Annotated in this window: 25 protein-coding genes; 16 read left to right on the forward strand and 9 right to left on the reverse strand. The window is 31.8% G+C overall.

Features of this window, described 5'->3' with window-relative positions; translation table 11 throughout:
- The first annotated feature begins 112 nt into the window (after nucleotides 1-112).
- Genes rimO through rny form a run of 6 tightly spaced genes read left to right on the forward strand, consistent with a single transcriptional unit; the run spans nucleotide 113 to nucleotide 5,659 of the window.
- The gene (gene rimO, locus X925_RS03670) at nucleotides 113-1,420 is read left to right on the forward strand and encodes a 30S ribosomal protein S12 methylthiotransferase RimO (RefSeq protein ID WP_121959160.1); all 1,308 of its coding nucleotides are present in this window, start codon (nucleotides 113-115) and stop codon (nucleotides 1,418-1,420) included.
- Nucleotides 1,417-1,926 carry a CDP-diacylglycerol--glycerol-3-phosphate 3-phosphatidyltransferase gene (gene pgsA / locus X925_RS03675; protein ID WP_103065300.1) on the forward strand — a complete coding sequence of 170 codons (510 nt, stop codon included), beginning with the start codon at nucleotides 1,417-1,419 and terminating at the stop codon, nucleotides 1,924-1,926. The genes rimO and pgsA overlap by 4 nt, the downstream gene beginning before the upstream one ends.
- Nucleotides 1,927-1,947: 21 nt before the next feature.
- Entirely contained in the window at nucleotides 1,948-2,556 is a 609-nt protein-coding gene (thpR, locus tag X925_RS03680) for an RNA 2',3'-cyclic phosphodiesterase (RefSeq protein ID WP_012207936.1), read from the forward strand.
- Nucleotides 2,549-3,655, forward strand: coding sequence for a recombinase RecA (gene recA / locus X925_RS03685; RefSeq protein WP_012207937.1), 1,107 nt, complete (start codon nucleotides 2,549-2,551; stop codon nucleotides 3,653-3,655). Before thpR ends, recA begins: the two co-directional genes overlap by 8 nt.
- A complete protein-coding gene (locus X925_RS03690) occupies nucleotides 3,633-4,103 on the forward strand; it encodes a regulatory protein RecX (RefSeq protein WP_012207938.1) in 471 nt (156 codons plus the stop codon). Before recA ends, X925_RS03690 begins: the two co-directional genes overlap by 23 nt.
- A gap of 8 nt (nucleotides 4,104-4,111) precedes the next feature.
- Nucleotides 4,112-5,659, forward strand: coding sequence for a ribonuclease Y (gene rny, locus X925_RS03695; RefSeq protein WP_369973679.1), 1,548 nt, complete (start codon nucleotides 4,112-4,114; stop codon nucleotides 5,657-5,659).
- 38 nt (nucleotides 5,660-5,697) lie between these two features.
- On the opposite strand, the gene X925_RS03700 is transcribed toward rny, so the two are convergent.
- The 9 genes from X925_RS03700 to X925_RS03740 all read right to left on the reverse strand — a co-directional run bounded on the left by X925_RS03700 (nucleotide 5,698) and on the right by X925_RS03740 (nucleotide 14,432).
- Nucleotides 5,698-8,817: an AAA family ATPase gene (locus X925_RS03700; protein ID WP_103065304.1), complete on the reverse strand. Its 3,120-nt coding sequence runs from the start codon at nucleotides 8,815-8,817 to the stop codon at nucleotides 5,698-5,700.
- Complete coding sequence (locus tag X925_RS03705; RefSeq protein ID WP_012207941.1) at nucleotides 8,814-9,938, reverse strand: exonuclease SbcCD subunit D; 1,125 nt, start codon at nucleotides 9,936-9,938, stop codon at nucleotides 8,814-8,816. The genes X925_RS03700 and X925_RS03705 overlap by 4 nt, the downstream gene beginning before the upstream one ends.
- A gap of 62 nt (nucleotides 9,939-10,000) precedes the next feature.
- Nucleotides 10,001-10,507, reverse strand: coding sequence for a ferritin family protein (locus X925_RS03710; RefSeq protein WP_012207942.1), 507 nt, complete (start codon nucleotides 10,505-10,507; stop codon nucleotides 10,001-10,003).
- A gap of 89 nt (nucleotides 10,508-10,596) precedes the next feature.
- The gene (locus X925_RS03715; protein WP_012207943.1) at nucleotides 10,597-11,184 is read right to left on the reverse strand and encodes a hypothetical protein; all 588 of its coding nucleotides are present in this window, start codon (nucleotides 11,182-11,184) and stop codon (nucleotides 10,597-10,599) included.
- Nucleotides 11,185-11,214: 30 nt separating this feature from the next.
- Entirely contained in the window at nucleotides 11,215-12,117 is a 903-nt protein-coding gene (locus X925_RS03720; protein ID WP_012207944.1) for a cation diffusion facilitator family transporter, read from the reverse strand.
- Nucleotides 12,118-12,128: 11 nt separating this feature from the next.
- Nucleotides 12,129-12,653, reverse strand: coding sequence for a class I SAM-dependent methyltransferase (locus X925_RS03725; protein ID WP_012207945.1), 525 nt, complete (start codon nucleotides 12,651-12,653; stop codon nucleotides 12,129-12,131).
- A 37-nt stretch (nucleotides 12,654-12,690) separates the two neighbouring features.
- Nucleotides 12,691-13,185: an adenosine-specific kinase gene (locus X925_RS03730; RefSeq protein ID WP_012207946.1), complete on the reverse strand. Its 495-nt coding sequence runs from the start codon at nucleotides 13,183-13,185 to the stop codon at nucleotides 12,691-12,693.
- A 64-nt stretch (nucleotides 13,186-13,249) separates the two neighbouring features.
- Complete coding sequence (locus X925_RS03735) at nucleotides 13,250-13,720, reverse strand: YbhB/YbcL family Raf kinase inhibitor-like protein (RefSeq protein WP_103065305.1); 471 nt, start codon at nucleotides 13,718-13,720, stop codon at nucleotides 13,250-13,252.
- Between the two features lie 121 nt (nucleotides 13,721-13,841).
- Nucleotides 13,842-14,432 carry a DUF2179 domain-containing protein gene (locus X925_RS03740; RefSeq protein WP_103065306.1) on the reverse strand — a complete coding sequence of 197 codons (591 nt, stop codon included), beginning with the start codon at nucleotides 14,430-14,432 and terminating at the stop codon, nucleotides 13,842-13,844.
- Nucleotides 14,433-14,546: 114 nt separating this feature from the next.
- Between X925_RS03740 and X925_RS03745 the strand changes: the two genes are divergently transcribed.
- The 10 genes from X925_RS03745 (at nucleotide 14,547) to X925_RS03790 (ending at nucleotide 23,792) form a co-directional block, all read left to right on the forward strand.
- A complete protein-coding gene (locus X925_RS03745) occupies nucleotides 14,547-16,058 on the forward strand; it encodes a hypothetical protein (RefSeq protein ID WP_103065307.1) in 1,512 nt (503 codons plus the stop codon).
- 21 nt (nucleotides 16,059-16,079) lie between these two features.
- On the forward strand, nucleotides 16,080-17,432 hold the full coding sequence (locus X925_RS03750; RefSeq protein WP_103065308.1) for a hypothetical protein: 1,353 nt from the start codon (nucleotides 16,080-16,082) through the stop codon (nucleotides 17,430-17,432).
- A 58-nt stretch (nucleotides 17,433-17,490) separates the two neighbouring features.
- On the forward strand, nucleotides 17,491-18,165 hold the full coding sequence (locus X925_RS03755) for a response regulator transcription factor (RefSeq protein ID WP_012207951.1): 675 nt from the start codon (nucleotides 17,491-17,493) through the stop codon (nucleotides 18,163-18,165).
- Nucleotides 18,125-19,483, forward strand: coding sequence for a cell wall metabolism sensor histidine kinase WalK (locus tag X925_RS03760; protein ID WP_121959161.1), 1,359 nt, complete (start codon nucleotides 18,125-18,127; stop codon nucleotides 19,481-19,483). Before X925_RS03755 ends, X925_RS03760 begins: the two co-directional genes overlap by 41 nt.
- Before the next feature lie 134 nt (nucleotides 19,484-19,617).
- Complete coding sequence (locus X925_RS03765) at nucleotides 19,618-20,502, forward strand: YicC/YloC family endoribonuclease (RefSeq protein ID WP_103065310.1); 885 nt, start codon at nucleotides 19,618-19,620, stop codon at nucleotides 20,500-20,502.
- 114 nt (nucleotides 20,503-20,616) lie between these two features.
- Nucleotides 20,617-20,904: a DUF370 domain-containing protein gene (locus X925_RS03770; protein WP_012207955.1), complete on the forward strand. Its 288-nt coding sequence runs from the start codon at nucleotides 20,617-20,619 to the stop codon at nucleotides 20,902-20,904.
- Between the two features lie 2 nt (nucleotides 20,905-20,906).
- Nucleotides 20,907-21,515 (forward strand): guanylate kinase, encoded by a 609-nt coding sequence (gmk, locus tag X925_RS03775; protein ID WP_012207956.1) that lies wholly within the window; start codon nucleotides 20,907-20,909, stop codon nucleotides 21,513-21,515.
- A gap of 25 nt (nucleotides 21,516-21,540) precedes the next feature.
- On the forward strand, nucleotides 21,541-21,759 hold the full coding sequence (locus tag X925_RS03780) for a DNA-directed RNA polymerase subunit omega (RefSeq protein ID WP_012207957.1): 219 nt from the start codon (nucleotides 21,541-21,543) through the stop codon (nucleotides 21,757-21,759).
- Between the two features lie 53 nt (nucleotides 21,760-21,812).
- Nucleotides 21,813-23,087: a serine--tRNA ligase gene (gene serS / locus X925_RS03785; RefSeq protein WP_012207958.1), complete on the forward strand. Its 1,275-nt coding sequence runs from the start codon at nucleotides 21,813-21,815 to the stop codon at nucleotides 23,085-23,087.
- Nucleotides 23,088-23,093: 6 nt separating this feature from the next.
- Nucleotides 23,094-23,792 carry a 16S rRNA (uracil(1498)-N(3))-methyltransferase gene (locus tag X925_RS03790; protein ID WP_103065312.1) on the forward strand — a complete coding sequence of 233 codons (699 nt, stop codon included), beginning with the start codon at nucleotides 23,094-23,096 and terminating at the stop codon, nucleotides 23,790-23,792.
- Nucleotides 23,793-23,794: the final 2 nt, after the last annotated feature.

The raw sequence follows: 23,794 nt of genomic DNA on the forward strand, positions 1-23,794 counted from the left end.
GTCAAATGGGTTAAAATTCTTTTATCCTTATGGGTGGGGAGCAGGGCGAAGGGGCGCTATATAATTAGATTTTAAAAGAAATATATTATAATGAAATCATCGGAGGAATCGAATGAAAAAGTTTCACATCGTAAAATTAGGGTGTCCAAAAAATGATGCAGATATGGAAATATTCAAAGGGTTGCTCCAAAGCAAGGGGTATAAATACGAGAGTAATCCTCAATTAGCTAATTATATTTTCATCGATACATGTGGTTTCATCGTAGAAGCTAAAAAAGAAAGCATCGAAGCTATATTTGAATATGTATCCCTAAAAGATAATAACAAAAACCTAAAAGTTATACCAATAGGTTGTCTAACTCAAAGATATTTCGACGATATTCTTAAAGACATCCCTGAGATTGATGGATTATACGGTGTGTTATCTCCAAAAACCATAGTTGAAAAAATTGAAAATGGAGAATATTTTTTTAAAAGGGAGATTCCTGAAACTTTGTACGATTGTAAAATTAGAGCGATTCCAGACTCACATTACGCATACGTAAAAATTGGGGACGGATGTAGTAGAAATTGTGCCTTTTGCTCTATACCCACCTTCAAAGGGAAACCAAAAAGTAGAAGTATCGAAGAAATAAACGAAGAAGTTGAATTTTTGGTATCCAAAGGTGTAAAAGAAATCATTCTCGTATCCCAAGACAATACCTTGTACGGCATAGACAATTACCAAAAGCAGGCACTACCAGATTTACTAGACAAACTTAACACTATAAAAGGAAAATTTTGGATCAGGGTGATGTACTTACATCCGGATTTCTTAAGTGAAGACATTATAGAAAGCATACATAGAAATGAAAAAGTATTAAACTATTTCGATGTTCCAATTCAACATATCTCTGATAAAATTTTGCAAAGTATGGGTAGACATAAAAAAAGAAATGAATTAATTAAACTATTTGAGAAAATCAGAAAAGAACCTTCCGTCATAAGAACCACGTTAATGGTAGGATTCCCTGGAGAAAAAACTGAGGATTTTGAAGAATTAGTAGATTTTGTAAAAGAGATAAAATTTGAAAGAATGGGCAGTTTTATGTTCTCAAAAGAAGAAAACACCAAGTCATTCACATTACCAGAACAAATTGATGAACAAATAAAAAAACAAAGGCAAAATGAACTAATGACTGTTCAAAGTGAAATTTCTAAAAACATCATGGAAAAATATATAGGTGAAACTTTAGAAGTTCTTTTGGAAGAAAAAGAAGACAACGTTTATGTCGGAAGAAGCTTTTTAGACGCTCCAGAGATTGATGGGAATGTATATATAAAAAATTTTGGTGACAAAGAACTAACTTTTGGGAATTTTGTCAAAGTCACAATTACAGGTTCATACGAATATGATCTGGAAGGAGAAATAGTTGAATGAACATACCAAATTTATTGAGTTTTTCTAGGATAATATTAGCCATTCCAATATTCATCCTAACTGTCTTTGGAGAACAGTTTTATACCGCAGCCTTGGTTTTGTTTATTATAGCTTCCTTAACCGATTGGTTAGACGGTTATGTCGCCAGAAAGACTGGTCAGGTTACCGATATCGGCAAATTTTTTGATCAAATATCTGACAAAATACTTATAAACTCGGTTTTTATTGCGATGTTAGGCGTTGGGGTTTTGCCTGCCTGGTTTGTTGCAATAATTGTATCAAGAGACACCTTTGTCAGCGGTTTAAGGATGGCAGCTGCAAATAAAAACATCGTTGTCCCTGCTGATAAGTTTGGTAAACTAAAAACCGTCTTAGAAATCGCTTTAATTATTGTAATATATTTGATGCTATGGAATTTTCTAATTACTACTTTGATCTATTTGACCGTTATAATCAGTCTATTATCGGGAGTTAATTATACTGTCAAAACCGCCAAACAATTCTAAAAAAGAAAGGAGTCCTAGTATATGACACAGCTAAAAAATGTAAATAACCACAATACCGACAAATTAAGATCCTTCATTGCTATTGAAACTAATGAAAAATTAGAAGGGTTGTTGACTGATTTAATCGAAAGGTTTCAAAGGATGGGATTTAAAGCAAATTGGACAAATGCAAAAAATGTCCATTTAACCTTGTTTTTCCTTGGGGATCAAAAGATGGAAAAGATAGCTCAATTAGCTTACAAAATTGGCGAAAGAGTATCCGGATTTCCCACTTTTCATTTTAATATCCACAAGATGGGCTTCTTTGAAAATGATTCTCAGCCAAAGGTCTTATGGCTGGGAATAGAAGAAGACAATACCTTAATCGGTTTGTACGAAGAAATAAAGAAGGTACTAAAGATTTCAGAATTAGAGGTTAAAGATACCAATTTTTTACCTCATATTACAGTCGGAAGAGTTAAATCGTTCCCTAACCACTGGAAAGAACTAATTAATTCTGTCACTTTTGATCAAATCCAAGTATACGTAAATTCTATCGGAATATACTCTTCTGAACTCACAAGAAAAGGTCCAATATATAAAAAACTTTACACTATCGACTTTGAAGGAGGCGTCATCATTAATGGCTAAAAATGATTCTAAAGACGCAAATAAAGAAGAATTGTTAGAAAAGCTTGTTAAAGAGTTAGAAAAAAATCATGGAACAGGATCAGTCATGTTAATGGGTAAGGGATTGGATAATAGCAATCTAGCCGTTGTCCCAAGTGGATGTTTATCGCTGGATATAGCTTTAGGAGTTGGCGGATATCCAAGAGGAAGAATTATAGAAATATACGGAAACGAATCATCAGGTAAAACTACTCTCGCTCTTCATTCCTTAGCAGAAGTTCAAAAATTGAATGGGATAGTGGCTTTTGTTGATGCCGAACATGCTTTAGATGTTGAATATGCAAGAAAGTTAGGTGTGGATGTCGACAAATTGATAGTTTCTCAACCGGATTATGGTGAACAAGCCCTTGAAATTGTAGACTCGCTGGTAAGATCTAACATAGTAGACCTAATTGTAGTAGACTCTGTAGCCGCTTTGGTACCGAAAGCAGAAATAGAAGGAGCTATGGGAGATTCTCACATGGGACTTCAGGCAAGGTTGATGTCTCAAGCTCTAAGAAAACTAGCTGGAAGTATAAACAAATCCAAATCTATAGTAATATTTATAAACCAGGTAAGGATGAAAATAGGGGTGGTGTATGGTAACCCAGAAACTACCACTGGAGGAATTGCACTAAAATTTTATGCTACTATAAGGGTAGAAGTAAGAAAGGGCAATCCAATAAGAGAAGGAAAAGATCAGATAGGGAATGAAACAACCTTAAAAGTCGTAAAAAATAAAGTTGCTCCACCATTTAAACAGGCAAATGTAGACATGATCTTTGGACGAGGTATCCCAAAAGAAAATGACATCTTTAACATAGCCGTAGAGGAAGAATTAATTCAAAGAAAAGGTGCTTGGTTCTCTTTTATCAACGAAAATGGTGAAGAAATTAGTTTAGGACAGGGTAAAACCAATTCAGTTAGTTATCTCATGGAAAATCCTGACATACTTGATTATTTAGAATATACGATTCGTAAGAAACACAATTTAATTATTCCAGATTATTTGATAGAAAAGTTCGAGTCTAATTCATCAAAAGGGAAAAAAGTAAAAAGTGAAGAATTACAAGAAAATTGATCCAAAAGATGAGAAAGCAGCCGAAAAATCTGCGTTGAATTTAATAAAGTACCGTGCCAGGTCAGAAAAAGAGCTCTCAAGCCGTCTAAAAGAAAAAGGCTTTGATGAAGAAGTTATTGCTAAAGTAGTAGAAAAATGCAAGAAGAGCGGTTTGATAGATGATAAACTTTTTGCATATTTATATGCATATGACAAGTTAACTTTAGACAATAAAGGTCCCATGTTTATACAGTATGAATTAAAACGGTTGGGAGTAGATGAAAGATTAATTCTCGAGGCACTCGAAAAAGTAAAAAGCGAAGTAGATATAAATACAATTGCTTTAGAATTGGCAAAAAATTATTATGAAAAAACACAAGACACTCTCAAAACTAAAGCTTACTTGTATAGAAGAGGTTTTGAGCCAGACATTATAAACTGTGTTATTGAAGACATACGAGGTGATTAAAATTGGAAATTCTGGTATATATAATTATAGGCATAGCTATATTTATCTTATCTCTGCTTGTTGGAATTAATATTGGAAATAGAAGGATGATCTCCACACTAGCAACCAAAAAAGAAGAATTGGAAGTTGAAATAAAAAACAAACAAAAAGAAATAGAAAAGATGTTAAAAAATGCAGAGGAAGAAGCTAAGGCATTAAAACAAAAAGAATTACTTGAGGCAAAAGAAGAGATACATAGGCTCAGGCAAGAATTTGATTCAGAAGCAAAGCAACAAAGAGAAGAACTTAAAGCTAATGAAGAGAGATTAATTAGAAAAGAAGAAAGCTTAGCAAAAAAAGAAGAGAATTTAGAAAAACTAAAAGAAAAATTGGAAGTCCAGCATGAAAACGTCTTGAAATTGGAGAAAGAATTAGAAACTAAATTAAATGAAATTGCAAAAATGACCGAAGAAGAAGCACGTCAAGTAGTAATAAACGAAGCAAGGGATAAATATGAAAGAGAAATTGCCCAAAAGTTCAAAGAAATAAAAGATCATTACGAAGAAGAATCAAAAAAATACGCCAGATGGGTTATCACTACTGCTATTCAAAGATATGCATCAGATGTCACCAACGAAATAACAACCTCAACCGTAGCTTTGCCCACAGATGACATGAAAGGAAGAATAATAGGTAGAGAGGGAAGAAACATCAGAACTTTTGAAAAACTCACAGGTACCGATTTGATAATTGATGATACCCCAGAGATAGTTGTAATCTCATCGTTCAACCCATTACGAAGAGAAATAGCAAAAAGAACACTTGAAATGCTTGTAGCCGATGGAAGAATACATCCTGCTAGAATAGAAGAGCTCTATGAGAAATCAAAAAATGAAATCCAAGAATACATAAAAGAAGTAGGAAAAGAAGCGGTAATGCGAGTAGGTATAAAACAGCCGAACATTGAAATAATCAAACTTCTAGGTAGATTAAAATTTAGAACCAGTTATGGACAAGATGTGTTAGAGCATTCAATAGAAGTATCACAATTTGCTGGAATGATGGCAAGCGAATTAGGATTGAATGTTGAACTAGCTAAAAGAGCGGCTTTATTCCATGATTTAGGAAAAGCTGTTGATCATGAAGTTGAAGGATCACATGCTATTGTTGGAGGGCAAATTGCTAAGAGATACGGAGAAAAATTAGAAGTAGTTAACGCGATACAGTATCACCATAACGAAGTTGACCCAATGACACCCGAAGCTGTTTTAGTTGCTGCAAGTGATGCGTTATCGGCATCCAGACCTGGTGCACGTAAAGAAACTCTGGAAAATTACATTCGAAGAATCGAGCAACTTGAGGAGATCGCAAAATCATTCAGATACGTTGATAAAGCTTATGCAATACAAGCAGGAAGAGAATTGAGAATAATAGTTCAACCAGATAAAGTTGAAGATGAAATCGCAGAAAAATTGGCACACGATATATCTGTTCAAATAGAGGAAAAGGTTCAATATCCTGGTGTAATCAAAGTAACCGTAATTAGAGAAAAAAGAAGCATATCTTATGCAAGTTAGAAATCTTAGACGCCCTTTAAAGTTAAAGGGCGTTTTTTTCAAAACTTTATGTAGCTACCAGTTTTTCCTGGTATTACCTCGATTTTTGATTTAATTCTTTCTTTCAATTCACTTACATGAGATATTATACCCACCATTCTTCCAGAGCTGTTTAGCTCTGTTAATACTTCAATTGCACTATCAAGAGAGTTTGTATCAAGGCTGCCGAATCCTTCGTCTATGAAAATCGTATCTAAAGAAATACCACCAGCTTCGCTTTGCACCACATCGGCTAATCCTAAAGCAAGAGCTAGTGCAGCTTTAAAACTTTCTCCTCCTGAAAGTGTTTTTATTTCTCTTTCTTTTCCAGTGTAGATATCAAAAACCATGATTTCTAAACCTTCGCTCTTTCTTGCATCAAGTACTTTAGAAGATCTATGCAAATGATATCTCCCATCTGTTAATTTGTTTAATCTTAGATTCGCCTGAGCTAATATTTCTTCAAAATAATATGCTAGTACATATTTACTAAGGCTGATTCTTGTGTTGTTGTCACCTTTACTGACATCTCTTAAGTTCTTTATAATTGAGTATTCTTTTTCTTGTTTTTCTATCTCTTTTATGACAGTTTCTAAATTAGTTTTTGTGCCTTTAAGATGCTTTATTTCATATTCTAAATTTGTTTCATTTTTGATTAATTCTTCAATTTCCTTTTGTAATTGATCTATTTCATTTGCTATAGGAGTTTCATCAGTTTTTTTTAGGTTTTTAGTGGATTCTTCTAAATCGATGAGAAGAGTCTGCTTATTCTTTAATTCTTCTTTATATTTTTGAACTTCATCTTCTAAACTTTCTATTAAGTTAATTTGTTCTTTTATTCTTTGATATTCTTGTTGGTTCTTAAATCCCATTTTTCCTACCATTTGATCGAATTTTTGTTCAGCATTTTTTACTTGGTCGTCTAATTTAGTTATGTCTTCGGTTAATGTTTTTATTGTTCCTTTTGAAGAGTTTATTATTTCTGAGATTCTGTTAGCTTCTTCTCTTTTTTGTTCGTAAGTAGTTTTGATATTATGGATAAATTTTCTTTTTTCTTGTATCTCGCTTTTTATTTCATTTTCAGTTTTGTTCTCTAATTGTTCTTTGAGATTTGTGATTTTAGTTTCTAGTTCTATAATTTTTGATCTCGATTCATCAATAATTTTTCTCAAATTTTCTCTTGGTTCTTCTAGCTCTTTAATTTCTTCTTTGATCTTTTTATTATCGTTTTTTAGGGATTTGACTTTATTGTATATTTTTATTTTTTGGCCATATTCTTGTTTTTGTTGGTTTAATCTATCTTCGAGTATTTTTATTAAATTTTGTATATGAGTGTATATATACTCGCTTTCTTGGGGGATTTGTAGTTCTTCACAGATTCTTTTGTATTCCGATTTAAATAAAGATACCTCTTGTGAATATTTGTTTGATACATCTTCGTAATTTCTTAGTATCATTGCCTTTTCTTTCTCTTTTTCATTTAATTTTTGATTGATTTCCTCTAGTTCTTTTTCTGTTATTAATTTTCCACTACTTTTGGCAGGAGAAGGGTGAACAAGAGATCCACAAACGGGACACGGTTCTCCTTCTTTTAAAGTAGTTGCAAGATGATATGCATGTGATTTTATAAAATCGGTAGTCTTTTTATTTTGTTCTTCCCTTAAGTTCTGGATTTCTATCTCTATTTCTTCTTTTTGCTTCTTTACTTTTTTATAATCTTTGTGTAAGAGTGCCAATTCTGAGTAGTTTTTGGATAATTCGTTGGCTGCATTTAATAATTTTTCAGTTGTACTAATTTCGTTTTTAAGTATTTCAACGTTTATATCTTCGTTTTCTGATATATATTTTTCATTTTGTTCCAATTTTCCTTGAGTTTCCGAAAGTTCCTTGTCCTTTTCTTGGCTTTCTTTAACCTTTTCATCCAAGAGTTTCTTTTTGGTATTGTATTCTTTTATTAAGTTTTTGTACTCAACGTATTTATCTAATTTTTGATTGAGATCTTCAATTTCTTTTTCAACTGCGGATATCTTTTGATATTGCTTTTCAATTTCTGGTAATTTTTCGTCTATTCGTTGCTTTTCTTCCATACTTTTATCTAATATATCTTGTTGATCTTTGAGTTGGTTCTTTTTATCGTTTAATTCTTTCAAATACTCTACGTATCTTTCTTCGTATGGAAGTATCTCTTTTGCCTTTTTTAACCTGTTAAGGAGTTCTTCTCTTTCTTGGATATACTTGGAATTTTGTTGGAGTTCTTCAATCTCTTTTTTAAGGGTCTCTTTCTTTTCGATTAGTTCATTGGTTTTTTTTATCTTTTCAAGATTTGTATTTAGTTTTTGCAGTTTGTCTTGTTTTTGAGATTTTTGTTTTTCGGTTTCTTCTTTTGAAGTTTCCCTTTTCTTAATTTCCTTTGTTAATTGATCGATTAGATTTTCAGGATCGATATTTTCTTCTTTCAACAATTGTTTGTATTCTTCTGATTCAAGGTTTATTGTTTCTAATATGTTTCTGACTTTTTGTTGTTGTTCTTTTAATCCTTTTTCTATATTTTTAAAAATCTCGTCTATTTTTTGTTCGAAGCGCTCATATATACTTATGTCAAATATCTTCTTAAAGATCTCCGCTCTTTCATTTGAATTGGCTGTTATAAACTTTCTGAATTCTCCTTGGGGAATCATCACTATTTGCTTGAATTGTTCATAGTTAAGGCCTAAATATTCTTCTACCTTACTATTTACTTTTTTAACCCCAGTTTCGTGTAATATCAATTCACCATTTTGATATATTTTTATACTAGCTTGACTGTTTTGCTTTGTGGTACCCTCACCATCTTTTTTGGATCTTTCGTAAGAAGGGGTTCTTGAGACTTCGATTATTTTATCTTTAAATTGAAATTCAAATTCCACGTATGTGTCGGTGTTTTCATCTGCAAAATGAGACCTGGCTATCGCATCTCCTCTTTCATCCATCGAACCATTTCCGTATAAGGCATAACAGATAGCGTCGAAAATAGTAGTTTTTCCTGCACCTGTTGGACCTGTAATTAAGAATAAAGTATCGTTTCTTAATTTGTTAAAATCTATTTCTTGCTCTTCCAAAAAAGGTCCAAATGCCTGGAATTTTAATTTTATTGGTTTCATATATCATCACCGCTTGTTTTTTGTAGCCCGTTGAAAATGCTTGTCACTATCTGTTTTTCTTCAAAAGAGAGTTCTTGGTTTTTGACTTCTTGGTAAAACAATTTGAAAAGATCCACTGGCGATATTTTCCTTATATTATAATCCCTTGTTTTTATTTCATCGTTTGTTTTTAAATTGGGGAAATCAAGGGATAGAACATTTGGGAATTTTGCTCTCAATTTGTTTATAGCGTCATAAACGGGTTTGGTGTTTTCTAATATGATTTGAAGATAATCTTCTGAACTCTCCATTTTCATTATGTCATCAAATGATCCTCTTATTATTTTCATATCTTTAGCGGTCTTAAAGCTCAATTTTTCAACTTTTATATTTCCCTTTTCTTTCATTTCTACTAAGTTCATTCCTTTTATATGGTCTGCTTCACTGAAGGAGTACTTTAAAAGAGAACCGGAATAATAAATATTTTTGATCTTTTGAGGTCTGTGAAGATGTCCAAGGGCAACGTAATCAAATTTTTCAAAGATATCTGGATCCACATATTCACTTCCTCCAATTGTCAGAGGTCTTTCGGATTCACTATTCAATCCACCCTTTATGTATTCGTGGGCTATTAATACGTTCCTTTCATCTTCATCCAAATCGATACTGTCTAAGTAGTGCTTTAAAAGCTGGGTTTTATCCTCAAAATTTGTCTCGAATATATCACCGGCTTTTTGAGAATCAACGTATGGAAGCATAAAAAAATTAACGGGACCATACTCGTCATTAAAGGTGATTTTTTTAACTTCTTTTTTCAAAGTACCTTCGATATGAAGATTCATATTAGAGAGTATACCATTCAAGAACTCAAGTCTCTCATCGCTATCGTGATTTCCTGAGATTATGAGTGTGGGAATTTTTAATCCGAGTACAATTTTGGAGAGTACTTCGTTCAGTAGATTAACTGCCTCTGATGGAGGAATGCCTCTATCGTATAAATCTCCTGCTATCAATAATACATCCGGTGGAGTTTTGGATAAATATGCCAAAAAGTTATCTAAAATATATTTTTGATCCAAAGTCATATAGTTGGAATATATTATCTTTCCAAGATGCCAATCCGCAGTATGAACAAATTTCATAATAGCTTCCTCCAAATTCTAAAAAAGGGATGCAAGTTGCATCCCTTATCTTTCAACTTTTTTTAATACAATGGTTCTACATCCATATGTTCCCAATAATCTTTGGATAATTTTTGATAGAGCGTATAAATTCTATCTCTATGTTCTTTTTCCCATTCTGCTAGATGATTCAATATCTTTTTCAACTCTTCATCTTCAACACTTTCAGCAGCTTTGTTATAGAAATTCATGAAATCTTCTTCGATAAGATACGCCATTCTTAATACAGGAATATCGGATTTTACTGCTGTAAAATCACCCTGGTAAGCTATTTCTTGGGTAGCTCTTTTGGAAAAAGATTTGCCCACATCAGTGGGTTGTGAGAAATGTCCATAATCATGACTTTTTACATCTTTTATTAGGCTACTTATATAATCTGCGTGACCTTTCTCCATGCTGCTTAAATCTTCAAAGGTTTCCTTAACTTGTTTAATTTTTACTGTTTTTGCTTTTGATTCGTAAAATTGCATTCCTTCTAATTCCTTAGATAAAGAATATTCTAATATACCAAGAGCCTTTTTTTCATTCAAAGAAAACACCTCCAACTATTTGTTTTATATTGCCTATAGAAACTTTAACATTTGATTTAGAAACCCTTTGCCACACAACCAACAGTCAACTATTTTGAATATTCTACATAAATGTAAGGTAAAAGAATAAATTCTAAAATAATTGATAAGTAAAGTCCAACAACAGGTATCATTCCCAAAAGAAAAATAACAAGTAAAAGCAGAAATATTTGTAAGAAGTTTTCTCCGTTAAAAACGAAAGAAAAACTCCTTTTTAGAGAATCGGTAACCGAAAGCTTGTCAACCACCAATGCAGACGGAGAAAAAATTAAGAAAAGGGCTAATATTAAACCCGGGATAACATAAGCTAAAGTTCCAAGAGATATAAGAAAACCTACCACAATAGAAAGCACGATTATATCTAATAGAAGTTGATTAACTTGAGAGAAACTATTTTTAAGATCAATTTTTTCCCCTTTTTTATATTGATCAAATAATATAGCGATCCAAGCGATTAAGAACATTGTACTTATACCTATAACAATAGAAGATAAAAAATTAGCAATGGGTCCTATAAATCTTATAGCATCGAAAAGTAAAGTAAGTATAATCCCTATAAAGACTGGTATGAGAATGATTGGATTTTTACCGACTATTTTAAACGGTTCGGTAAAAACATCACCTAGTTTTATTCTCATGCATATTCCCCCCTCTAATTTTTAAGACACTCATGTGACTTTTTCTCCTTCCAAACATCTATTTTTTTCAAATTGCAAAGTAGTATGATCGATTTCAAAATCTTCTTTTAAAACTTTGTTTAATTTATCTATGCAATTATCTAAATCATAATTATTTTGGTCCAAACTTTCTTGAAGTCTTATATGAGCTTCCATGTATTTGTCTTTTCCGTCGGTTGTCCAAATGTGGATATGGTGAACATCTTTTACGAAATCAAACTTCTCCAATTTTGCTTTTATTTTTTCAATTTCAATATCCGTTGGAGTTCCTTGTAGTAATATATTTACAGTGTTCTTAAGTAGTGGTACACTTTCTACAAATATATACCCGCTTATCATAAGAGTGAATATAGCATCAACGATATAAAGTTTTTGATAAATGATCAAAAATGCCCCAATGATAACGAATATAGACGAAAAGGTATCACTAAGGATATGAACAAAAGTAGCTCTGACATTTAGATTTGTTTTTGAACCAGAATGCAGTAAATATGCAGTTGCTAAATTACCTGCTAAACCAATGAAAGCAACTATTAACATAATGTTACCTTGTATGATCGATGGATTTGATAATTTATTTATACCTTCAATAAGTAAATAAACAGCAATAACCATTAATATTTCTGTATTTACAAAAGCGGCAAGTGTCTCCACCCTTTTATAGCCGTATGTCCTTTTTGAGTCTCGTTTCTTTTTTGACAAAACTCTTGCTATATAACTTATAAGAATTGCGGTAGTATCGTTAAGATTATGTATGGCATCGGATAATAAAGCTAAACTATTAGAAAAGATTCCACCTAATATCTCTGTTATAGTTATTCCAAAATTTAGTATAACTGAAAAAAGAAGTCTAAAATCTAGAGCCCTTTCTTTTTCTTCATGATTTAGATCCATAAAACCATCCTTTATTTTATTGGCAATTCACTTGAATCATAAACATAGATACCATTTTCATATTTTGAATATTTCCATTTCGGGAAAGTCCATTGATTTGAAATTACTTTTGCACCCGGCTTGAGTTCTTTTTTTAACTTGTTTTCTAATTCATTCATCGCAAAATCCACTTGAAAAACTGTTATAATATCGAATTTAGATAAATCCGCTTTCCAAAAGTTTTTCCAATGAATGAATGCCTTTCCTTTTAGCCCGGCTCTTCTAATATTTATCCTTGAAATCAAAACTAAAAAAGGATTTATCTCAAAACCATGAGCTTGTGCACCTTTTTCAGCAAAGGCTATAACAACACGGCCATCTCCCGATCCTAAATCTACCGATATCTCGTCCCCCTTTATTTCTGCTATGTCAACCATTTTTTTAACGTCTCTTTTTCTACTTGGATCAAAGATTGCACCCTTCAACGAAAAAGGAATTATCCAGAAAAAAAGTAAATATAATATTAATAAAGCTAAAATTGTAAAAAATATCCACATATTTTCTCCCTAGTTATGAATAGAATATATTGTGATCTTACCATCTTTTGTATTTTGTTACTTCTCGCAAGAAGGTCTTTCTTTTTTCTTTGTCGCTTTCTTTTTCTACATCTAACGGGGGATATCCGTCTATTACTCCTAATATACCTCTTCCCTGATCACTTTCAGCTACAATTATTTGTAAAGGGTTTGCTGTGGCAGCAAAAATATTGAGTACTTCTTGCACATTCAATAGTTGATTTTTTATGTTTATTGGGAACCCGTTTTTAATAATTAACACAAAGCAATGACCTGCTCCTATCTTTTGAGCGTTATCGATAGCTACTTTAATCAACTCATCATCGTTCCCATCGTATCTTACAAGGCGTGGACCAGACGCTTCGTTGAAAGCTAAGCCAAATTTTAAAGAAGGATTCGTTGTAACTATACTTTCATAGATATCTTCGACGGTTTTTATGAAATGCGATTGCCCCACTATTATATTCGTATCTTCGGGAATATCTAACTGTACAACATCGAGATTTAAATCCATCTTTCGCCTCCTGATTATTTTTTTTGAAATAGTATCTTTAGGAATTGCTAAAAATTTCTAAAAATCAATCTCTTTTATACAATCCTACAATTTCAGCTTTTTCTATTATATGCCCTTCCATAGCTTTCAATAAATCTTCTTTTGTGGTGTTTTGAGGTAAATCTAAAGTTGTATCTAATGCGTAAAGTTTAAAGTGGTAATGATGAACCCCATGCCCAACAGGAGGGCAAGGACCCATGTATCCAGTTTGCTGAGCACTGTTCTTCCCTTGATTTAATGTAAGAGGATGAGTTATTGAATATTCTTTTGGGATCCTTTCAGGAATCTCATCAACTAATTCAACGTTCCATGCCACCCAATGCACGAAGGTCCCCATCGGAGCATCTGGGTCATCCATTATCAACGCCAAAGATTTTGCTTTTTCTGGGATTCCTTCGATTAACAAAGTGGGGTTGATATTTCTACCCTCGCAGGTGTAAGTGCTTGGAATATAATCGTTATTTTTAAAAACTGGTGAGGAAATTTTTAAAGTCATACCAATATCCCTCCTTCAAACGATAATTTAAAAACAACTAACAACTTAAAAATTTACATTATAATTATACCATAAAAATACTACACTTCTGATGCCTTTATCCAAACTCTACTTTTATCAGTCATTTTCCTTTTCTAGTGAATCTATTTCTAAATTCGAAATTAACGTTTTGCGCTGGAAAAATCCCCTTGTTCACTCCACGAACCTCTTCAATTGAGTAAAATGCATTTGGATTGAATTCATTAACTATGTCTATAATCTTTTTTAAATCTTTCCTCCTAACCACGCTGTATATAATTTTCACAGGTCCTTTAGATCCTTTCGCATCTATACTAGTTACTCCAAAACCCTCTTTATTCAAATAATCTACTAAAGGTTGAGCTTCTTTATTGGTTATCACTCGCACTAAATTTGTTCCAATAGCTATTTTCTCTTCCAAAACCGTTCCTAGATAATTTCCAGTAGCAAATCCCAAGGCGTAGGCTATTGCATAAATAGGGTTATCCAAATTATTCATAACTTGTGAAATAGCTATAAGCCATATAGATACTTCAAAAAATCCTAATACCGATGCCCAAAACTTGATACCTTTCGAGATAAATATGATCCTTATAGTCATCAAACTTACATCACAAAGCCTCATGGCAAAAATTATAATGGGAAAAATCACCAGCGAAAAAAAGGTTGAATCCATAAAAGAAGAAACTTCCACTACATATTCACTCCTTTTAATATTGATTATTTTTTGTCATTCCAAAATATCTTATCATATTTAAGTGATATAATATAGAGATAAATAAATAAAATTAGGAGAGGAGAATTTCTTTTGCGAAAAATAGTTCTAATTTTTATATCTTTGGCCATCTTTAACTTGTTGTTTTCTTTAAACGTTGATTCATTGTTCAAGTCTGTAGAGTTATTAGACAACAAAGAAAACGTTGTGTCATTTTACTTCACTAACGATTCCGAGAGTAAAATTAATATACACATTAGTTCGCTTTCAGAGAATTCCCTTTTTGACGTGTCTTATCCAAGTGAAATTAGCTTGTTCCCATTCGAAACAAAAAAAGTTGATTTTTTAGTTAAAGGTTCTAAAACCTCACTAGGTACACATGTTCTTGCTTTTTCTGTAACAGCTGGGGATAATTTACCAGTCAAGCCAGAAGTTTCTAAAACTACCCTTCCAATTATTATAAAAGTTGTAGATATAAATACTTCGAATATGCAAATTTCTGTAAATATGTATTGTGATACCCCATTCCTTTCAAGCAAAGATAAATTAGGTACCTATTTCCCATTACAACTATACAACAATAGCGATTTGGAAGTTGAAGTTTGGGGAACTTTTTCTTTGTATAAATTAAATAACGAACAATTGATCTTTCAAAAATTCCTTTTTAAAGACCAATCTATAAATCTTTTGCCTCATACTAACAAAGAGGGTAATATTTTTATTGAAAAATATTTAGCTCCCGAAGAATACAAGATTAGAGCAGAGGTATACTACGGATATAAAGATTATTTTCAAGAAAAATACGTTTATGAGAAAGAATTCAAAATATCAGAGGACGTGAACAAAGAAAGGAACGTAGTTAACGTAAATTCAGATCCAAATCAAATTTATATAAAAATACCTAAAGAAATGAGCCCTAGGGAGTATATAACCAATCCTATAGAATTATTTGTGGATGTAGTTAATAATGATTTTTTAGATATGAGCGTTTTTTTGGATTTTGAATCGGAAGGTGACGAACAAAACCCTTATAATAGAAAAACAAACGATAAATATTTATCTATAACACCTAAGGAATTATCAATAACCAAATACCAAAGAATGGAAACAAAGCTAATAGCAGATTATCGAAGATCAAATTTAGTCGAATTAACCGGTGAATATTACACTAACTTAACTCTAATTGGAGAAAGTAACGATGGAACAACAACGATTCAGAGTAAAATCAATATTCCATTGACAATAGATTTTGGAGATAATGTATATAACTCAGAATCAAAAGTATACATTGAAGAGAACAATATTTTAAGCGACTTTTATAACAACATAACAATCAATTTTGAAATAGAAAATACTGGTAACTCATCTGTTAACTATGATATCTACATGAGAAAATGGAATTCTGTTACCAACAATCAGGTAGGAAACGAAATTATCTTAAAATCCAACCAATTACTATTACCTGAACAAACTGATGAATTGACAGAGAAATTAGTTACTGAATTAGGAGTGGATAAAATTCTTATAGAGATTGTTACAAGTAAGGGTACTGATCCCAATGCGATAATTAAAGTTGATAATTACTCACTAAATATAGATAGATAAAATAAAAAAGGTGGTTAAAAGTTGAAAAAAGTACTGCTATTAATTATTGTCGTCGTTTCAGCCTCTTTTTACTTTTCAAATATTCACTTAAGTTTTAACGAAACACCGCTTGAAGAGGCACTAGAAAAACTTGAGGAAGTTAGTGGAAGTATTATTTTAACAAAGGCAAATACTTCAGGAAAAATTACGAAAGAAATAAATACTTTAGATTTAGAAAGCGCTTTAGATATTCTCTTATATTCTACCGATTATGAATACAAAAAAGTAGGAAATAATTTATATTTAGTGGGAGATTTTGATTTAATAATTCAAGGATCTGTACAAAATGCAACAGAGATTAACTTCAAAAATCTGGAAATAACAAAAATATCAAATATTCTGATGCTTTTAAACCAAAGAGTTAGAAAGGTCCCAGACTCTAACTTTAATAGTATAATTGTGTTTGGTAAGGACGAATTGTCATCTCAAATTTTAAATTTTTTCAATTTCCTTGATACTAACGCAGGAGATAACAAAATAATCACCTATTCATCTTCACATAAAATCTCAAAAAAACTCTATGATTATTTAATCGGTTTAGAAAAAAGCTATGGCGACTTTCCACTTGCAAGCAAGGATGCTATCGGATTTTTAGAATCAAACTTTTCAATTCTTACGGATCTAGAAAAAGTCGAATTTTATGAGAACTCTGATGTAAATCAAGCAGATGTTAAGTTTAAAGAAAATATTAATAATTATTATTTGGTAGAAAAAGATGGGGAGTATATTGTTTTAGTTACTTCTAAGTTTAATCTAGAAAACCTAACAGTATATGAAAAAGCAAACAATGTCTCAAATCTAGAAACTACGATAGGAGTAAGTTATCAATTTGATTCTAACGAGATTATATCCAGTATTTCTTTGCAGTTCAACAAGTCTTACTTTAAAATCTCTTCCAACTTCAATAACAACTTTAAATTTACCTATAAAACAACCTTGAATGATAATGTAAGCATTGGAGCTATACTGAAAAATCAAGAAAATCTCATAAATGTATCTTTTCTACTCGACGATTACGAAGATTTCAATAATTTTGCTTTATACGGTATACTTCAGGTGAACAGTCAGATAGAAGATCTAAATAGTATTTTAGTAGATATAAACGAATTAAGCTACGATTTAGTGGCTGCAAAAATTTATAGCATTGGAGAAAAACAAACCTCTGAATTCTCTTTATATCCAGGATTTGGTCTCTCAATAAGTAAAGAAGATCAAGCATCTATATATCTTAATTTCGGATCTCAGTACACTTTCACTTTTCAACAAAGCAGTGTTTTGCTTTCGTACTTATACCATCAAAGCTTACACACTATCAGTTTATCAATTGAATTTTAACTAGGGGCACTATTAAAGTTTTTAAAGACATTAATTTTAATTTTGGGGAGGATTACAAATGTTTAGAATTCTAGTGGTAGAAGATGATAAAGCAATCTCAAGACTTTTAGAGTTGGAATTAACTCACGTCGGCTACAACGTAAAAATAGCAAAAGATGGAGATGAGGCTTTAAAATTCTATGAAAATTTTAAGCCTGATATAATATTATTGGATATAATGTTGCCTATAAGAGATGGATTTGAAGTTGCTGAGGCAATTAGAGACTATGACAGTGATATTGGAATAATAATGATCACAGCCAAAGGAGAGTTGGAAAGCAAGGTTAAAGGTTTAAAAAATGCCGATGATTATGTAGTTAAACCTTTTGAAATAGAAGAAATATTGGCAAGAATAGAGGCTTTGTTAAAAAGAATGGGGAAAACTAAAGAACTAATAAAAGTAGGAGACATTGAGATTTATCCTCAAAACATGGAAGTTCTTGTAAACAAAAAAAATGTTCATTTGAGCCTCACGGAATTTAACATACTAAAGTTACTGGCTATCAATAAAAATATAGTTGTCTCAAAAGAAAAAATCTTAGAAGAGATTTGGGGATACTACGATGAAGAGAACAACAACTTAGTTGAAGTATACATCAATTATTTAAGAAAAAAATTGAAAGATTCCACACAAAATATAGAAACTGTGCGAGGTGTTGGTTACGTTATTAGGGAGAAAGAAAGTAAAACATAGTGCAATTTTTAGACAAACAATAGTTTTTACAGCCATTACTATGAGTATAGTATTGACAATTGTTGGCATAGTGAGGATCGTTTTTGTACAATTCACACTTCAAAGTTACAACGACATGTATATTGCACAATTGAATGTAAGTGGACTGAATAGGGGAAATGCTAACAATCCTCAGGAACCTCTAGATTTGCTTTACCAAATTATGCAAGATTCAAGTGTATTGAGAAGAAGTTTATTATCAAACAGGATCGTCATTCTAGACGGACAGTTGATTTCAGACCCTTATGGTTTGATAAAGGAGAATTTCAAAATTCCTAGGTTACCGTATCTTTATGAATCTGATGGAATGTACTACATCTTTGCAGGTGTTCCTATATTTGGTTCATCTCTTTTAATAGTCGGCGGACCATCTCTTGAGCTAACAGCTCTTTTGAGAAACTTTGAAAAAGCCGTTTTTGTCATAATAACGACTGGTCTTTTTATATCACTATTGGTATCTTATTTTTTAGCAAAAAGCACACTAAAACCAGTAGTCAAAATGGCAGAACAAATATCTGAAATAGATGCCAATACCATAGATAAGAGGATATCAGAACAAAAATCACAAGAATTCGATATCTTCGCACAAAAATTAAATTCTATGTTGGATAGAATTGAAAATGCTTTTGAAATACAAAATCAATTTGTATCTGATGTTTCACATGAGCTAAGAACACCTTTAACTTCTATAAATGGTTACATTAAAATGCTTAAAAGATGGGGGAAAACCGATCCCAAAATTATGGAAGAATCGTTGAACAGTATAGAGTCATCAAGTGAATATTTAAGGGATCTAGTTGATAAACTTCTGCTTCTCACTAAGAACGATTACCAAATTAAAAAGGAAATTATAGATGTTAAAAATGTAGTAGAAGAAACTTTGAACCTTTTTAAATTAGAATTGAACGAATTCAATATAGATATACAAGGAAAAAGTTTTACAGTGAACAGCTCTAACGAATATCTCTCTTTAATCCTCAAAATTTTCATTGAAAACGCAATAAAATACTCATCAAATCAAAAAGAGATAACAATAAAATTAGACCCAGATCAAAAGAGCATAAGTATACAAGACCATGGTATCGGTATTGAACAAACTAAATTAAAAAATATCTTTGAAAGGTTCTACAAAGTGGACTCTTCTCGAAGCGATAAAGGCCATGGATTAGGATTATCAATAGCAAAAAAACTAGCTGATGCATTAGATATTGAATTAAAAGCTTATTCTGAATTAGGTAAAGGAAGCACTTTTACGTTGACTTTTTTGAGTCAGCTGTAAGATGGTCCGAATTATCTTATCTCACCTGAATAACGACGATGAGGCCGAATTATTCGTGATTAAGTTAAAAAATGTCTTAAAATTTTTGAATTATTGACTTTTTAATGTATAATAAACATAAAGGGGGCGAAATTATGCGAAGTATGACCGGTTATGGGAGATTAACAAAAAATATTGGCGATTATAGCTATAATGTAGAAATAAAATCTCTCAACTCCAAAAATCTAAACATCAACACTTCAATCTCACCTTTGTTTTCTCCATTAGAATTACATATTCAAAATCTTGTGAAAAAATACTTCAAAAGAGGAACCTTGCGAATTTCTGTAGATATAAAATTATTGAAAACAGACGACATAATCGATGTTGACTTAGGGCTAGCTAAAGCCTATTACAACGCCCTCAACAGTTTGATCAACGAACTGCATTTAGCAGATGATGTTAATTTAGAAGATCTGTTAAAATTTAAAGATATTGTTAAAATTTCCATTGATGAAAAAACTATCGATGATATTTGGGAAGGTGCGAAAGAAGTTTTAAAAGAGGTTATCGAAACCGTATTGAAATATCAAAAGGAAGAAGGGAAAGATCTAAAAGACTTTCTTGATGGCTATTTGACTGAACTTGAAGATATCATTATTAAAATAGAGGAAAATGCTCAGCAAATGAAAGAAAAATATAGAGAACAGTTAAAACACAACGTTAATTCTTTGATCAGTAATATAGATAGCATCGATGAAAATAGGTTAGAAATGGAAATAGTCTTATTAGCAGAAAGAGCCGACATTAGCGAAGAAATGGATAGATTAAAAAGTCACACTAGAAGGTTTAAAAATTTTCTAGAAAATGAAAATAATAACGACAGTATAGGGCAAGAACTAGATTTTATCTGTCAAGAAATGCATAGGGAATTAAACACGATCGCCTCCAAGTCAAAAATTTTAGATATAACTAACCTTTCCTTGGAAGGGAGAACCCTGGTTAATAAAATTCGAGAGCAGGCTCAAAATATTCATTGAACTATGGTAAGCGTTTAATAATATGTTAGGAAACTACTTGTAAATTGCATTTTAAAGGTGTTTAAGGCAAGGATGGATCTTAGCTAAATCTTTTTGTTGGTGGAGGTGTTCTTCATGTATGGATTAATTAACATAGGTTTTGGAAATATCGTTGTTGGTGATAGGGTTATAGCCATTGTTTCTCCTACTTCTCAACCTTTAAAAAGATTAAAAGAAATCGCCGAACAGCAAGGAAAGTTATTAGAAGTAAACCACGGAAGAAAAACTAGAGCATTTATAATAACCGACTCTGGCCATGTTATAGCCAGCGCAATCCAACCAGAAACAATTACCAATAGATTTTTGCAGAACTATTATGACATAGAAAAAGTTTTGGATAAAATACGCAAGGAAGTACTATAAAAATGGAGGGTTTACTTTACATCGTTAGTGGACCATCAGGTGCAGGAAAATCTACATTGATAAAAAATGTTTTAGACAAAATTATTGGCTTTTCATTTTCTGTTTCCTATACCACAAGAGAAAAAAGACCAGGAGAGATTGACGGAAAAGATTATTTTTTTGTTGATAAAAGCACCTTTTTTAAAATGAAAGAAGATGGAGAATTTCTCGAGTGGGCTGAGGTTCATGGAAATTATTATGCAACTTCCAAAAAATTTATTGAGGAAAAGTTAAAAGAAAGTCGAGGCCTTGTTTTAGATGTCGATGTTCAAGGAGCTTTAAATATTAAAAAAATTTATAAGAACGCCATATACATTTTTATTTTACCTCCCTCAAATGAGGATCTAGAAAAAAGACTAAAAAAAAGGGGTACCGAATCAAAAGATTCTTTGGAAATAAGGCTAAAAGATGCACAGTGGGAGATTTCTCATATGAAAGATTTCGATTACGTTATTGTCAACCAGGAAATTGAAGAATCAACAAATCAACTCATATCAGTTCTCGTGGCAGAACAACTTAAGAGAGAAAGGTTCGATGACAAAACTCCGTTTTTTTTTAAAAAACAACTATGAATTTTAAATTAAGAGGTGAAATCAAATGAATTTGGGAATAAATTACGATAGAATATTAAATAAAGCGAAGTATAAATATGTAATTCCTATTATTGCAGCTAAAAGGGCTGAAACTCTAAAAAACTTAGATGAATTGAAAGGGATTACTGAGAAAAAAGACTACGTAAGCATCGCCTTAAAAGAATTAGAAAACGGTAAAATACAAGTCAAAAATTCAGCTTTATTAGATAGTTTAAGTAAATAGTCTAATTATAACTTTCATAATACTTTTAAAAACATTCACTTCGGGAGGGTAAAATGTTAGACTTAAAGTATATCAGAGAAAATCCACAAGAAATAAAAGAAGCTTTAACAAAAAGAAACAACGAAACTTCTATAATAGATGAAATTATCTCTTTCGATGAAGAGAGAAGAAAATTGTTGCAACAAATCGAAACTCTTAGAGCCCAAAGAAATCAAAATTCAAAATTAGTTGCTAAATTAAAAGCCCAAAAGAAAAATGATGAGGCCGAAGAAATAATTATCCAGGGAAAGGAAATCTCTGAACAAATAAAAAATCTGGAATCAGATTTGAAAAATATTGAAGACAATTTAAATTATAAATTATTATGTGTGCCTAACATTCCTGACAGCGGTGTACCCGTTGGAAAGGATGAGAACGAAAATCTCGAAGTAAGAAGATGGGGAAAACCACGAGAATTTGATTTTGAACCAAAAGCTCATTGGGATTTAGGCACAGAATTAAACCTCTTAGATTTTGACAGAGCAGCTAAACTAAGCGGATCTCGATTCACCATCTTAAAAGGTGACATAGCCCGTTTAGAGTTGGCTTTAATCAACTTTATGATCGATTTACATACAAAAGATCACGGTTACACCTTTATACTGCCTCCACATCTAGTTACAAAAGAAACTATAACCTCTTCAGGTCAACTGCCGAAATTCGAAGACGATTTATATAAAACTTCTTTGGATCAAATGTACCTTATTTCTACCGCCGAAGTTTCTCTGGCTGGTTTACATAGAAACGAAACCTTAGAATTTAATTCACTCCCCTTAAAATACGTTGCTTATACACCTTGTTACAGAAGAGAAGCAGGTAGTTATGGAAAAGATGTAAGAGGAATGATCAGACAACACCAATTCGATAAAGTAGAATTATTTTGGTATACAACTCCTGAAGAATCCTCTCAAGCGTTGGAAGAATTAACAAGTCACGCAGAAAAGGTGCTGCAACTTTTGAATTTACCTTATAGAGTTGTTGCTCTCTGTACCGGAGATTTAGGTTTTGCAGCAGCCAAGACTTATGATTTGGAAGTATGGTTACCTAGCTACAATGATTATAAAGAAATATCGTCATGTTCTAATACAAAAGATTTTCAAGGAAGAAGAGGAAACATAAGGTACAGGGATAGAGAAAATAAGTTAAATTTTGTTCACACACTAAATGGTTCAGGATTAGCAGTTGGAAGAACTTTAGTAGCTATAATGGAAAATTATCAAACGGCTAATGGCAAGATAGAAATTCCTGAAAAACTCATTCCTTACATGGGAAAAGAGTTCATAGGTTGATTATAGATGCCAAATACGTTTTACGGGAAAAAAGTAAATGAAAAAATTATTCTAAACGAAGAAGAAACTGCACACTTAAAAATAACAAAAAAAGTCGAGGGAGAAACAATAAAAGTAATAACGGGTGATGGGTTATTATTCACGGCAACAATAGTAAAAATAGGTAAAAAAGAAACGATCCTTACAATCATAGACAAAGAAGAACAACAAGAAGATTACAAACCATATGTATCAGTATATTTGGGCATGAGTAAATGGGATAGAATGCACTTACTATTAGAAAAAATGATTGAATTAAGGGCAAATAGTTTTTACCTTTACCGCGGGGAAAAATCGGATATAAATTATACAAATTTGAATAAATTCCAAAGAACTATAATAGAAACATCCAAACAAACTGTTTTTGCCCATATCCCTCAAATTAATTTTGTACAATTTGAGGAAATTCCCAAGAAAGACACGATAGTACTAGACTTAGATGGAACAAATGACAATTTAGGAAAAGTCTTAAAAGAGTTAAAGGGTGCACAGAAAATAAACTTAGTTGTTGGCCCAGAATATGGATTTTCAAAAAGAGAAAAAGACTTTTTTTCTACAAACGAATTCAAAACTGTTAATTTGGGTAAAAGTATCTTTCGTTTTGAAACTTCTGCTATATATGCAATGAGTATCATTAACTATGAATACAACAGGTTATTTATTTAATA

Origin of the sequence: Petrotoga sp. 9T1HF07.CasAA.8.2 (assembly GCF_002895585.1) — a bacterium.
Classification (GTDB): domain Bacteria; phylum Thermotogota; class Thermotogae; order Petrotogales; family Petrotogaceae; genus Petrotoga; species Petrotoga mobilis.

What these genes read in the sequence shown, in the direction of transcription:
- pgsA (WP_103065300.1), top strand. Translation starts at nt 1,417, where the DNA reads ATGAACATACCAAATTTATTGAGTTTTTCTAGGATAATATTAGCCATT.
- X925_RS03790 (WP_103065312.1), top strand. Translation starts at nt 23,094, where the DNA reads ATGCCAAATACGTTTTACGGGAAAAAAGTAAATGAAAAAATTATTCTA.
- serS (WP_012207958.1), top strand. Translation starts at nt 21,813, where the DNA reads ATGTTAGACTTAAAGTATATCAGAGAAAATCCACAAGAAATAAAAGAA.
- thpR (WP_012207936.1), top strand. Translation starts at nt 1,948, where the DNA reads ATGACACAGCTAAAAAATGTAAATAACCACAATACCGACAAATTAAGA.
- X925_RS03765 (WP_103065310.1), top strand. Translation starts at nt 19,618, where the DNA reads ATGCGAAGTATGACCGGTTATGGGAGATTAACAAAAAATATTGGCGAT.
- X925_RS03715 (WP_012207943.1), bottom strand. Translation starts at nt 11,184, where the DNA reads ATGAGAATAAAACTAGGTGATGTTTTTACCGAACCGTTTAAAATAGTC.
- X925_RS03700 (WP_103065304.1), bottom strand. Translation starts at nt 8,817, where the DNA reads ATGAAACCAATAAAATTAAAATTCCAGGCATTTGGACCTTTTTTGGAA.
- rimO (WP_121959160.1), top strand. Translation starts at nt 113, where the DNA reads ATGAAAAAGTTTCACATCGTAAAATTAGGGTGTCCAAAAAATGATGCA.
- recA (WP_012207937.1), top strand. Translation starts at nt 2,549, where the DNA reads ATGGCTAAAAATGATTCTAAAGACGCAAATAAAGAAGAATTGTTAGAA.
- X925_RS03755 (WP_012207951.1), top strand. Translation starts at nt 17,491, where the DNA reads ATGTTTAGAATTCTAGTGGTAGAAGATGATAAAGCAATCTCAAGACTT.
- X925_RS03780 (WP_012207957.1), top strand. Translation starts at nt 21,541, where the DNA reads ATGAATTTGGGAATAAATTACGATAGAATATTAAATAAAGCGAAGTAT.
- X925_RS03730 (WP_012207946.1), bottom strand. Translation starts at nt 13,185, where the DNA reads ATGGATTTAAATCTCGATGTTGTACAGTTAGATATTCCCGAAGATACG.
- X925_RS03720 (WP_012207944.1), bottom strand. Translation starts at nt 12,117, where the DNA reads ATGGATCTAAATCATGAAGAAAAAGAAAGGGCTCTAGATTTTAGACTT.
- X925_RS03705 (WP_012207941.1), bottom strand. Translation starts at nt 9,938, where the DNA reads ATGAAATTTGTTCATACTGCGGATTGGCATCTTGGAAAGATAATATAT.
- X925_RS03770 (WP_012207955.1), top strand. Translation starts at nt 20,617, where the DNA reads ATGTATGGATTAATTAACATAGGTTTTGGAAATATCGTTGTTGGTGAT.
- gmk (WP_012207956.1), top strand. Translation starts at nt 20,907, where the DNA reads ATGGAGGGTTTACTTTACATCGTTAGTGGACCATCAGGTGCAGGAAAA.
- X925_RS03735 (WP_103065305.1), bottom strand. Translation starts at nt 13,720, where the DNA reads ATGACTTTAAAAATTTCCTCACCAGTTTTTAAAAATAACGATTATATT.
- X925_RS03725 (WP_012207945.1), bottom strand. Translation starts at nt 12,653, where the DNA reads ATGTGGATATTTTTTACAATTTTAGCTTTATTAATATTATATTTACTT.